General features: G+C 41.8%; 9 protein-coding genes. 4 read left to right on the forward strand and 5 right to left on the reverse strand.

Features of this window, described 5'->3' with window-relative positions:
• Nucleotides 1-288: 288 nt before the first annotated feature.
• Nucleotides 289-1242 (forward strand): signal recognition particle-docking protein FtsY, encoded by a 954-nt coding sequence (gene ftsY, locus BLS32_RS06755; protein ID WP_091393199.1) that lies wholly within the window; start codon nt 289-291, stop codon nt 1240-1242.
• A gap of 100 nt (nt 1243-1342) precedes the next feature.
• Here the strand turns inward: ftsY and BLS32_RS06760 are convergent, their stop codons facing one another.
• On the reverse strand, nt 1343-2452 hold the full coding sequence (locus BLS32_RS06760; RefSeq protein WP_091393200.1) for a serine hydrolase domain-containing protein: 1110 nt from the start codon (nt 2450-2452) through the stop codon (nt 1343-1345).
• Between the two features lie 223 nt (nt 2453-2675).
• Between BLS32_RS06760 and BLS32_RS06765 the strand changes: the two genes are divergently transcribed.
• Together BLS32_RS06765 and BLS32_RS06770 are read left to right on the forward strand one after the other, a co-directional pair.
• Nucleotides 2676-3116, forward strand: a complete 441-nt coding sequence (locus BLS32_RS06765; RefSeq protein ID WP_091393203.1) for a lipocalin family protein — start codon at nt 2676-2678, stop codon at nt 3114-3116.
• The gene (locus BLS32_RS06770; protein ID WP_091393205.1) at nt 3097-3393 is read left to right on the forward strand and encodes a DciA family protein; all 297 of its coding nucleotides are present in this window, start codon (nt 3097-3099) and stop codon (nt 3391-3393) included. The genes BLS32_RS06765 and BLS32_RS06770 overlap by 20 nt, the downstream gene beginning before the upstream one ends.
• Nucleotides 3394-3504: 111 nt before the next feature.
• Here BLS32_RS06770 and BLS32_RS06775 read toward each other — a convergent pair whose 3' ends face one another.
• The 3 genes from BLS32_RS06775 to bshC form a co-directional block, all read right to left on the reverse strand.
• Complete coding sequence (locus tag BLS32_RS06775) at nt 3505-3924, reverse strand: nucleoside-diphosphate kinase (RefSeq protein ID WP_091394643.1); 420 nt, start codon at nt 3922-3924, stop codon at nt 3505-3507.
• A 129-nt stretch (nt 3925-4053) separates the two neighbouring features.
• Nucleotides 4054-5562, reverse strand: coding sequence for a T9SS type A sorting domain-containing protein (locus tag BLS32_RS06780; RefSeq protein WP_091393208.1), 1509 nt, complete (start codon nt 5560-5562; stop codon nt 4054-4056).
• 204 nt (nt 5563-5766) lie between these two features.
• Nucleotides 5767-7356, reverse strand: a complete 1590-nt coding sequence (bshC, locus tag BLS32_RS06785; RefSeq protein WP_091393211.1) for a bacillithiol biosynthesis cysteine-adding enzyme BshC — start codon at nt 7354-7356, stop codon at nt 5767-5769.
• A 211-nt stretch (nt 7357-7567) separates the two neighbouring features.
• On the opposite strand from bshC, the gene BLS32_RS06790 reads away from it, so the two are divergent.
• A complete protein-coding gene (locus BLS32_RS06790; RefSeq protein ID WP_091393214.1) occupies nt 7568-9766 on the forward strand; it encodes a B12-binding domain-containing radical SAM protein in 2199 nt (732 codons plus the stop codon).
• Nucleotides 9767-9823: 57 nt separating this feature from the next.
• Here BLS32_RS06790 and BLS32_RS06795 read toward each other — a convergent pair whose 3' ends face one another.
• Nucleotides 9824-12091, reverse strand: coding sequence for a T9SS type A sorting domain-containing protein (locus BLS32_RS06795; RefSeq protein WP_170227546.1), 2268 nt, complete (start codon nt 12089-12091; stop codon nt 9824-9826).
• Nucleotides 12092-12099 lie beyond the last annotated feature (8 nt).

Consider the following 12099-nt stretch of genomic DNA (forward strand, 5'->3'; position numbering starts at 1 on the left):
ACAAAACATTTATAGAAAAGCTACTTTCATTCGGAAGTAGCTTTTTTATTTTATACTTTTACGCAGCAATTCCGGCTCTCCGCTGCAAGTCCTCGCTTTTCAGGCGGTTTTTTATAAATTCACGCCGGCTTCCTTTGGTCGCCACGTCAATTTTCAAAAACCAAGCCTTCAAAACTCCGGGCTTTCCGCTGCGTTCCGGGCTAAAATGAGCGGATGGAACAACGAGCGAATTAGCGGGTTCTGAAATATTCGCTAATAATCATATTCGCTAATTCGCACACCAAAAAAATGAGCTTCTTCAAAAGAATATTCTCTTCCGAAAAAAAGGAAACCCTCGACAAAGGGCTGGAACAATCCAAAACCAGCTTCTTTTCCAAACTCACCAAAGCCGTTGCCGGCAAATCCAAAGTCGACGATGAGGTTTTAGACAACCTTGAAGAAATTCTCGTCGCTTCAGACGTTGGCGTCAACACCACGCTTAAAATCATCAAGCGCATCGAAAAGCGCGTCGCCGACGACAAATACCTAGGAACAGACGAACTCAACAAAATCCTTCGCGAAGAAATCGCTTCTTTATTGTCTGAAACCAACTCAGGCGAAGCAACCGAATTTGTGATCCCAAACGACAAAAAACCTTACGTCATCATGGTTGTCGGAGTTAACGGTGTTGGAAAAACAACCACCATCGGAAAACTCGCGCACCAATTTAAAAGTGCCGGATATTCAGTAGTTCTGGGTGCTGGCGATACCTTTCGCGCTGCAGCGATCGACCAGTTGCAAATCTGGGCAGACCGCGTGGGCGTTCCCATCGTAAAACAACAAATGGGTAGCGATCCGGCTTCCGTAGCTTTCGATACCCTGCAATCTGCCGTTTCCCAAAATGCCGATGTTGTGATTATCGATACCGCTGGCCGTTTGCACAACAAAGTAGGTTTAATGAACGAACTTACGAAAGTCAAACGCGTCATGCAAAAAGTCGTTGAAGATGCGCCACACGATGTATTGTTGGTTCTAGACGGATCAACAGGACAAAATGCTTTCGAGCAAGCCAAACAATTCACTGCTGCAACTGAAGTCACTTCATTAGCTGTCACAAAACTCGACGGAACTGCAAAAGGTGGCGTCGTCATCGGGATTTCTGACCAGTTCCAGATACCCGTAAAGTACATCGGAGTAGGCGAAGGCATCAATGATTTACAGGTGTTCAATAAATATGAATTTGTAGATTCTTTTTTTAAATAGTTGCTAAGTAGCTGATTGCCTAGGTTTTAAAGATTACATATAAAAAATACGCCCAAATCGGGCGCATTTTAATTTTTTTAAATTTAACTCAGCTATTCAGCTACTGATACAACGCATTGATCTTTACCCACAATTCATTGTCAAAACCAGACAAGGCCAAATTCACGTCATCGGCAGCATCGCCCATCCTGATGACAACCATTTTCTTGCTTGGAATGACATAGATTTTCTGATCGTTTTTGCCCAATGCCATAAACATGTCATTTGGACCTGCCGGAATGATGCTGCCAGGAAACTGAAATTGCGTTTGTGGCATGTGGTAACTCAACTTTCCGTTGAGCCACCATAAATAACCGTAAGAAAGGTTGATGTTTTGTGAAGTGGTCGTAGCCGCATTAAAATAATTCTCGTTCAGGATTTGATCTGAATTCCATTTTCCTTTGTTGAGCATCATCAGGCCAAAGCGCGCCATGCTTCTGGTGGTGCTGTAATATACCACATTATTGTCTACTTGGAGCCAGGCTCCGGTCATGCCGATTTTATCGCGGAGTTTGGTATTGAAATAATTGCTCCAGGTTTGCCCGGATGCAGCTGCGACAACATCCTGAAGCTTTACGTAAACATTGTGATACGCCCAGCGGGTTCCGGCGTCGGATTTGTATTGCAGTTCAGATGGAGAAACGCCGTCGCCCATGGAATCATCAATTCCGGAAGTCATGGTAAGCAGGTTTTTGCACGTGATTAAATTTTCTTTTGCCAAGGTTTCTGAAGTCCAGCCGGTTCCGATGTAATTTGAAACTTTGTTATTGATATTGAGCAAACCTTCCTGTTCAGCGATCCCGGTTACGGCTGACGTTAAAGTTTTTCCGGCACTGGCCCAATACCATGGCGTTGTGGCGCTGTGGTCGTTGAAATAATTTTCCATGACGATTCTTCCGTTTACAAGGATCATGAAGCTTTTTGAATGTTTGAGTTCGAGATAGTCGAGTAGTGGCTGAACGGCAGTTTGGTTCCAGCTTAAATCGGTTATGGATTTTGTTTCCCAATCGGTTCCGGCCATTGGCGGAAAATACATGGATTCAGAATGTTCTTCGGGAACGATTACTGGCGGAACTACAATTGGTGTGCTTGCTGTTGCAACGGTATCATCTGAAGAACTGCAACCTAGGAAAGCAACTGCTGCGATGAAAAGAAAGGATGATTTTTTCATGGTTTGGTTTTTAAGTCGGGCTTATGACCTTAAAAATACACAATAGTTTAAACAATTTTTCATTTTAATTGAAGTGCCTAGCCCGGATGGCAGCGGTATCCTTTTTATTGCCTGGATGCTGCTCCGGTTCACGGAAAGGTATGTGCAATAAAAAGATACAAGCGTACAGCCGGAAATTGCTCCCGAAAAAGAAAATTCCATTTAAAAATCCTATTTTTACCAAATGAAAAATGCATTCAGGATTGTAGCCATATCGTTGTTTCTGTCGGCTTGCCAGCATCAGGTAAAGCCTGAGGATGTGGCAAAGCTCAACGGCTATTGGGAGATTGAAAAAGTGTTGCTTCCCGATGGGAAAGTGAAAGATTATACGATTAATGAGACGTACGATTTTTTTGAGATCAAAGGAAATAAAGGCTTTCGGCAGAAAGTAATGCCGCGGCTTGACGGCAGTTTTGAAACTAATGAACTGCAGGAAAAAGTGGCCGTGGTTTATGATAAGGGCAAAACCTACCTGAAATATGAAACGCCTTATGCGAAATGGCGTGAGGAATTAAAATCAGTTTCAGAAAAAGAACTGGTTTTGCTGAATGCAGAAAATAAAGAATACCATTATAAGAAAACCACTCCCATAAACATCACCGGAAATGGCAAAAAGGCTCAATAACGACAGTTCGATAGGCGATGTGCTGAAGCAGATTATCCAGGTCAACAAGCTGCAGCCCGGAATCGATGATGTTTCTGTGAAGGATGCATGGAAAAACCTGATGGGGAACGGCGTGAATACGTATACCAGAAACGTCATTTTAAAAGGCAGTACGCTTTATGTTGAGCTGACTTCAGCAGTTTTGCGTGAGGAATTGAGTTATGGAAAGGCGAAAATCATTAAAATGATCAATGAAGAATTGCGACGTGAAGTGGTGAAAGATGTGGTGCTGCGGTAATGATTACAAAATGAGTCAATTAGAAATTAGCGGATATGCGAATTAAAAAGCCAGTTGTTTTACAACTGGCTTTTTTATCTTCACTGAACAATTATCTAATGACTCATTTGATTAAAACTGCTCTCTTCCTGCGAAATGGAAAGCACCTTCAATAGCTGCATTTTCATCGCTGTCTGAACCGTGAACTGCATTTTCACCGATTGAAGTGGCATATTTTTTACGGATGGTTCCTTCAGCAGCATCAGCCGGGTTTGTAGCCCCGATCAAGGTACGGAATTCTTCGATGGCATTTTCTTTTTCAAGGATTGCCGCTACGATTGGGCCTCTTGACATGAATTCAACCAATTCGCCATAGAATGGACGTGCTGCGTGCACTGCATAAAATGCCTGGGCATCTGCAGTAGTCAATTGCGTTAATTTTAAAGAAACAATTTTAAAACCTGCTTCTGCAATCATATTTAAAATTCCTCCGATGTGGCCGTTTTCTACCGCATCTGGTTTGATCATTGTAAATGTTCTGTTCGTTGCCATTTTGTTTTTTTTAATTTGCTGCAAAAGTAAGGTTTATTAATTGATTTTTAAAAGTCAAGTTTTACTTTTTTGCATAAAAAATCCCTTGCCATTTAGTAGCAAGGGATTTTTAATATTTAAGATAAAAATTTAGTTTTTAACCACTTTTACAGTTTTAGAACCTGTAGCTGTTGCAATTCTTGCGAAGTACACACCATTGTTTAAAGCTGAAGCGTCAACCGAAGCAGAAGCTGCGTTTGGAGCGATGTTCAAAACAGTTTTTCCTAATACATCAACGATTTGGATGGTTTCGATGTTTTCTTTAGCAGAATCAAAGTTCCAGTTGTTGTGCGTTGGGTTAGGATATGCTTTGAAAGCTGCTTTGTCAAAGTTAGCAGTTGCTAAAGTTGCGAAGCTGTAAGCACCAGTCAATCTGTTCAAAGATACGCTGTAAGTTCCAGCTGTTGCTGGTATGTTATCATTGCTATTTGCAACTCCAGTTCCAGAAGGAAATGCAGTACCGCCAAAATTCATTGTCCAGGCATTGTTAGCGCGGAATTTGATTGGACCATCTGTCAAAGTAACTGAAGCCAATGTGTAGTTAGCGCCATCAGTAGTGGTCATTTGGTTTGCATCGATTTGTGGGTCATTTGGCCATCCACCAGCACCGTCTCCTACGATTGCGAAAGAAGCCATAGAGAATGTGTAAGCACCTGTAGATCTTGTGAACACTACGTCATAAGTGCCGGCAGTTGTAACGAAAATATTGTCAGCAGGAACTGTTGGGCCCGCAGGGAATGAACCACCACCCCAGTTTGGCTGGTTCCAGTCATTGTTTGAGCGGAATTTGATTTCGCCTGAACCATCAATTGCAGGGTCAACAGCAGTAAGCGTTACAACTCCAGTATAAGTTTCACCGTCAGCAGTTGTCAACACATTAGCATCGATCTGTGGATCAACCGGCCATCCGCCTGCGCCACTTCCTACAAGCGCAATCGATGGATAAACAGGAGCAGCAGTAAATACATACACACCGTCATTAATGTTGTAGGTTACAGTAGTATAAGTTCCTGCTACTACAGGAATTGTTACACCCTCGTCTGTAGCTTCACCTTCAGGGAAAGTAGTTCCACCGTAGCTTACATTTTCTGCGTCAACTGCAATGTTAAACTGAGCGCCACCTGTAAGAAGCGTTACGTTTGAAGCCGTATAGTTAACAGCATCTGAAGTCGTCATTGCGATACCGTCAGCTGATTCAACGGCAGCACCAATGATTTTAACTACCGGTACCGGTGGGCCTTCGAAGTGAAATTCCCCTGTAACACTGTTAAAAGTAACGCTGTAAATTGCGCCAACACCATGAATATTTGGACCGTTTAGAACAGCAATTCCAGTAGGGAAAGCATCGCTACCCCAGTTGAGCGTCCAGGCATTGTCTGCACGGAATTTCAATCCGCCATCAACAGCAACTGGAATAATTTCGATAGCATCCAATGTCCAGTGAATCCCGTCAGTAGTTGTCATTACATGAGTATCTGGTACTGGATTTGCCGCATCTGGCCATCCGCCTACATCAGCACCTACAATTGCAATACTTGTTTGTGAGTATCCCATTGAAAGTACAAAAAACAACAATAAGGATAGTAATTTTGTTTTCATAATAAATGATTTAAGTTTAAATTTCAATAAAAATAATCAAATTTCCATAGCAAAATCGATTGCGTAAAGAATTAGTGTTACGAAAACGTTATCGTGTTGATAAGATTATTTTTTTAACAGTTGAATCGTGATATTAATTTTAGAAATATCCTTTTTTTTTCGATACTTAAATTAAAGAGTTACTTTTTGACAATAGCATAATCCTTAAAGCACAATAATGTCAAAATCGTTTTCCAGTGGATGCAAAGAAAATAACAATTTCTGAATCAAGGCTTTTCCGCTTTCCAAATAAAATTCTGCAAAATTCGCTTGCCGTTCTTGAAGGCTTTTATTTGGAAACAATTCATTTTGCAAATCGGTGATGCGCTGGAGTTGCTCGCTGTATTTTCTTTTTTGTGCTTTTAGCAAACGTTTCTCAAGATTTTCCAAACCTTTTATTTGCTTGGCTTGCTGTGCTTCGACAGCGCCTGTGAAAGATTTGTCGGTTTTCAGGGCAACCTGCATCAAATCTTCAAATTGTTGCTTGAGCAATATTTTTTGCTTTTCGAAATTCACCGGGAATTCTGATATTTCCCTGGTTTTGCGGTTTACCAATTCCTGTTGTTTCATAAATAAATCTGACCACGATAAAAACAAACGATCGGCTTTTTTAGCTTGTTTTTCAGTAGCGAGCATTACAGAATTTCGCAGTAATAATATAGGAAATGTAACATTTACCGCATTAAAATAGGCTTTAAGCTCAAGCCAATAGGCCAATTCGCCGCCGCCGCCGATGTAACAAAGGTTTGGTAGGATGGCTTCCTGGTACAAGGGGCGCATGATGACGTTCGGGCTGAATTTCTCCGGATGGTTTTCTAGTGTTTCGAGGATTTCAGGTTCCGTAAATTTTATTTTGGTATGGTTGACATAATACAAACCGTCCTGAAAAATAATGCGTTCGCGCAAACCATCTTCGATGTAAAAGAGATTGATCTCCCGCGGGTTCACCTGAATGTTGTAGTCTTCTAGCTTTTTAGTCGTTTCTGAAACCATTTTAGAAGAAACCTGCTCCAGCAATTCCCGTTTCACATACGGAGCAAGTAATGTTTTGAGCGCTTTATCATCAGGTTCAATGATCACCAGGCCAAAATCTTTAAACAGCGCATTTGCCAGCCAACGTGTAGCATCAGCAAGATTTTCATGTTTCAGGTATGCTTTGCTGAAAAGCGTTTTAATTGTTTCAGCATTGCTTCCCGGCCCAAGGTCAAGTGCAAATAGTTTAAAAACTTCGTCTAAACCTGCTGTTGACAAACGCCCAACCGGCCCCGAACTTTCTTTGTTCCAACGAAACTTTTTGCCTTTAAAAGTGAAATAATTGATTTCTTCAAAATCATGGTCTTCGGTTGCCATCCAATATATAGGTACGAAATGGTGCTGCGGGTATTCGGCTTTCAATTGCTTCACCAGGTTGATCGTACTGATGATCTTATATAAAAAATACAACGGCCCGGTAAACAAATTCAACTGATGCCCGGTCGTGATCGTAAAGGTATTTTCGTGCTGCAGCAGTTCGATGTTTTTAAGCGTCAGGTCAGAAGCAGGGACTTTTTTATATTGCTTTTGCAGCGTTTGCGACAGCACTTTCCTGTTTTCAGGATTGAAATTTAGCTGCTTTTCTAAAATCTGTGCCCCGAAATTCTCAAGTGTCGGAAATCGGTTGTACAATGGCTGTAGCTGCGTTTTCTGATTCAGGTAATCATTCATGATGGGCGTGAAATATCCGGAATCCTGGTAGCTTATACAGTCGGTTGGCATAGTTTTTTGCTTAAAATTTTACTTTGTTCCAATAGGCTTTTCAGCCTTCGAGTCGGTAAAATTACAAAAATAAAGTGTGCTAAATTTGCTTTAACAAAGGGTTGGGAATCCAACATTGATCCACCATTGGCTTTGATCTGAATTAGTTCAGACAAATTCATGCAAATCATCGGCAGCAACCAAAATATGCTGTAAATTTGCCTTTTTAGTTATGGAAACCAAAATATTCCTTTTTACGCCGCCCTTCACGCAACTCAACACGCCCTATCCGGCGACGGCTTATATTAAAGGCTTCCTGAATACTAAAAATATTCCTTCCACGCAGGCTGACCTCGGAATTGAAGTCATCCTCGAATTGTTTTCCAAAAAAGGGCTTGAGCGGATTTTTAAAGATGCTGAAAATAAAACCTTGCAGCTTTCGGCAAATGCTGGGCGGATTTTAGCGCTGCAGGACGAATACCTCAAAACGATCGATGCCGTGATTTTGTTTCTACAGGGAAAAAATCCAACCTTATCATTACAAATCTGCCAGGAAGATTTCCTGCCTGAAGCATCGCGGTTTGCACAACTTGAAGAACTCGACTGGGCTTTTGGGACTATGGGAACTCAGGACAAAGCCAAGCATTTATCTACATTGTATCTTGAGGATATTTCCGATTTTATCGTCGAAGCCGTAGATGAGAATTTTGGCTTTAGCCGATATGCCGAACGTTTGGGCCGAAGCGCGAATTCGTTCGACGAACTCTATGCTGCGCTGCAACTCGGCCATACTTATATCGATGAGATCCTGATTGAAATCCTCCGAAAAAAAATCGAAAGCATACAGCCCGATTTTGTTTTGATCTCGGTGCCGTTTCCCGGAAATTTATATGCGGCTTTCCGCTCAGCGCAATGGATCAAAAAGCATTATCCGAATATTAAGATTTCTATGGGCGGCGGTTTCCCGAATACCGAATTGCGTTCGCTTTCGGATGCGCGCGTCTTCGAATTCCTGGATTTTATTACGCTTGACGACGGCGAAATGCCGGTTGAAAATCTGATTGAACATTTAGAAGGTAAACGTAATTTATGCGATTTAAAGCGGACTTTTGCCTTAGTCGATGGAAAAGTGCAGTATATCAACAATTCGACCTGCCGCGATTACAAGCAAAGCGAAACCGGAACGCCTGATTATTCCGATTTGCTGTTGGACAAATACATCTCGGTGATCGAAATCGTCAACCCGATGCACCGCATGTGGAGCGACGGCCGATGGAACAAACTCACCATGGCGCACGGCTGTTATTGGGGTAAATGCACATTTTGCGACATTTCGCTCGATTATATTAAGGTCTACGAGCCTGTCGCGGCGAACCTGCTTTGCGACCGCGTCGAAGAACTGATCGCGCAAACCGGGCAGAATGGTTTTCATTTTGTCGATGAAGCCGCACCACCAGCATTGATGCGTGCGTTGGCATTGGAAATCATCCGACGGAAAATTGCAGTCACCTGGTGGACGAACATCCGTTTTGAAAAAAGCTTCACTAAAGATTTATGCCTTTTATTAAAAGCTTCAGGCTGCATTGCCGTTTCGGGCGGATTGGAAGTGGCTTCCGACCGTTTGCTGGAACTCATCGATAAAGGCGTAACGGTCGAACAAGTCGCAAAAGTAACCCGGAATTTTACTGAAGCCGGAATTATGGTACACGCGTATTTGATGTACGGCTATCCCACGCAAACCATCCAGGAAACTGTTGACAGCCTTGAAATGGTGCGCCAATTGTTTGAAGCGGGAATTTTGCAATCGGGTTTCTGGCACCAGTTTGCAATGACGGCGCACAGTCCGGTGGGTTTGTATCCGGAGCAATTTGGCGTGGTGAAGGAATCGGATATTGTGGGTTCGTTTGCCAATAACGACATCAATTACACAGATCAAACCGGAATCGATCACGATAAATTCAGTTTCGGATTAAAGAAATCGCTGTTCAATTATATGCACGGCATTTGTTTCGATTATCCGTTGCAGGATTGGTTCGAATTTAAGATTCCGCGTACCAAAATCCCTGATGATTTTATTTTTAATGCACTAAATGAAGACACCGATCTTTCGATTAAAAATTCGGCAAAAGTCATTTGGCTCGGCGGAAAGCCAAGTATGGAACGTTTCACAAAAACCAAAAAAGGCCGAAGCTGGAACATGATTTCGCTGAAATTTCACGACAAAAAGGAAAGTTTTACGGTCACTGCAAATGCTGGAGAAGGCGGTTGGTTTCAGGAAATGCTGCCAAAAATCAGTGTTTCGAATTCAAAAACAACGACGTTGGGCGAATTTAAAACCAGCTTTGAAAATGCCGGGCTTGAAGATTTTGAACTCTTCTGGCATTCAAAAACGATTCAGGTTTTACGCGATTTCGGCTTATTGGTACTATAAGAAAGCGACCTTTTTACAGATCGCGATTTTACTTCACATAACCAATAATTCTTTTTCTTATTCTTTGATGATTTTTTCGATCTTGCTTCCTTTTTCTGTACTGATCTTCAAAAAGTAAATGCCTTTGGATTGTTGTGACAGATCGATTGAAGTTTCCTTTTTGTTTTCTGCCGATGACTGAAGAATTCGGCCCTGAACATCAAATAGCGCAATCGATTTAATCGTGTTTTTCGATTGGATCTTCACCACATCTTTCGCCGGGTTTGGATGTATACTGATACTGCTGTCGCGCTCAAATTGCTGGTTCTTCAACAGCCTGAAAGTCGTTTTTGCTTCATTGGTTTCAATTGGCGCATTGTAATCGAAATAGATATTTGCGGTGTTTTCTATGGTGCCGTCTATTGGAATATCGGATTTGGTTTTGATTTTAAACAGCACGTTTCCGTGTCCGCCAATCGGGCTTATGGAGGAAGGTGGCAAATTGATGTTTTCAAAAATGAACTCAACGACATTCCCTTTGACTTTCGTGCTTAAAGGATGTGAGCTGTTTAAGACCTGAAGTGACTCCATGCTGAATTTGTTGCTGTCGATCACATCCCTGACCACGATGTTTGTTGCATTAGCAGTTCCCAGATTTTCGAAATTAATATTGTAATGCACATATTTGCCAATTTGCGCTGAATCTAATATTTCTCCTTCAAGGCAAATTTTACTATTCGGGTCAATTGCATTAACGGCTGTTTGGTTGAATGTAAAATTGTTGTCAAGCGGCGTTTCATCAGTTGCAATTGGCGATACCGAGGCCAAGAAACTCAAAACATCACCGCTATGTACCGGCGGGGTTTCAACAGACGAATTAATATTGAGCGTTACAATGATTTGCCTGCTTTCAAAAGGCAGTAAATTATTATAGAGAAAGGCGCGCAATCCAATTTGCCCGGCGGAAGGATCAGGAACAGCATTAACAAAATCAGAAAAACTATCGTCATAATTAAAAACAACGCTTCCTGAAAGTATTTGATTTCCTTTATTTTTATAGACGATTTTATAAACCGCATCAAATCCTGGGCGCGCTGTAGTGAGTGGCACAACGACCACTTCTACGTCAGGATGCATTCCTTCGGGTGTGATGCAAAAGTCCTGTGTGATCTCATGGCTGGCATTATCGAAAGGAAATGTCGCCACTGCTGATAAAGGGCTGATATTAAAAAGTTCAGGTCTTTCAATAATGGGCGCTACTGTAAAGTTGCCCGAAGTGGTGTAAATCGAATAATTTCCATTGTGATCAGTAACCGCTGCATTTTCGTCTGTTGTGTCATTTGCCCTGATTTTAATATACGGCATGGCAAGATCATTTTCATCACAGCCATTGTTGTTTGCGTCAAAGCGTACATTTCCTGTAATGGTATTGTAATTTCCGCCAGGTACAAATGAACAATACGGGGAATATACAGGTACATTGGTAACATGCTCACTAAAAAAAGTACCTTCTTCAAAACTATCCACACAAATATATTTTAAGGCCGGGCAATTGTCGATTTGCCATCCGCGGTTGCAGCTCGAATCAATCGCAGGATCGCAGGAATCACCAACGCCATTCTTCAGATTGATGTATTGCAGGTTTGGGTTGTTGCTGAGGTTTACGCCGGTACGGTAAAACGAGCAATGCGAAACATCCAATGTTGTTATTGCAGTATTCGTACAGACAAAATTAACCAGACTGCTATGCCTTAGCGTAAAGGAAGTAAGCGGATTGTTAGAAATCGTAAGAATGTCTCCGGATGAAATGGAATATTCAGGAAATTCCAAAGCCGTCAGTTGGTTATTAGAAAAATTACTTTCATACAACTGTGTAATCCCGGATAAGTTTACAGCAGTTAAGGCATTATTTTGGCAATATAAAGTTTCAATCCCCAGATTGCTCAGGTCTAATGTAACGAGTTGATTGTCATTGCAAAAAAGCGACATAGCGTGTGGAGCATGGTTTAACAGCAACGATGTTAATGCGTTGTTGTCGCAAAACACAATGCCAAGCTGTGGCAACATGCTTATATCCAATGTTGCCAGGTTGTTACCATTGCATGCAAGATTCCTTAAATTGATAAAATATTGTATTTCTGGCATAGCCGAAATATTGGAGGCGCTCACTTCCAGATCTAAAACGGTTTCGGCTTCGGTAAACTGAATTTCGCCGTCACCATTTGTATCCACCAGTGTCGGATGGTTTAAAAGCGCGGTTTTAAAATTTGGATCTGAAAACTCGATGATGTCCTGGGCATGTGCCATGGTGCCAATCAATAATAAGCAAGAGAATATTTTTTTCATGATAAAAC

The sequence above is a fragment of the Flavobacterium noncentrifugens genome (assembly GCF_900100375.1).
Classification (GTDB): Bacteria; Bacteroidota; Bacteroidia; order Flavobacteriales; family Flavobacteriaceae; genus Flavobacterium; species Flavobacterium noncentrifugens.

Excerpts from the sequence above, each read along its gene's own strand:
- BLS32_RS06790 (WP_091393214.1), top strand. The coding sequence starts at position 7,568 with ATGGAAACCAAAATATTCCTTTTTACGCCGCCCTTCACGCAACTCAAC.
- BLS32_RS06795 (WP_170227546.1), bottom strand. The coding sequence starts at position 12,091 with ATGAAAAAAATATTCTCTTGCTTATTATTGATTGGCACCATGGCACAT.
- BLS32_RS06780 (WP_091393208.1), bottom strand. The coding sequence starts at position 5,562 with ATGAAAACAAAATTACTATCCTTATTGTTGTTTTTTGTACTTTCAATG.
- bshC (WP_091393211.1), bottom strand. The coding sequence starts at position 7,356 with ATGCCAACCGACTGTATAAGCTACCAGGATTCCGGATATTTCACGCCC.
- BLS32_RS06760 (WP_091393200.1), bottom strand. The coding sequence starts at position 2,452 with ATGAAAAAATCATCCTTTCTTTTCATCGCAGCAGTTGCTTTCCTAGGT.
- ftsY (WP_091393199.1), top strand. The coding sequence starts at position 289 with ATGAGCTTCTTCAAAAGAATATTCTCTTCCGAAAAAAAGGAAACCCTC.
- BLS32_RS06775 (WP_091394643.1), bottom strand. The coding sequence starts at position 3,924 with ATGGCAACGAACAGAACATTTACAATGATCAAACCAGATGCGGTAGAA.
- BLS32_RS06770 (WP_091393205.1), top strand. The coding sequence starts at position 3,097 with ATGGCAAAAAGGCTCAATAACGACAGTTCGATAGGCGATGTGCTGAAG.
- BLS32_RS06765 (WP_091393203.1), top strand. The coding sequence starts at position 2,676 with ATGAAAAATGCATTCAGGATTGTAGCCATATCGTTGTTTCTGTCGGCT.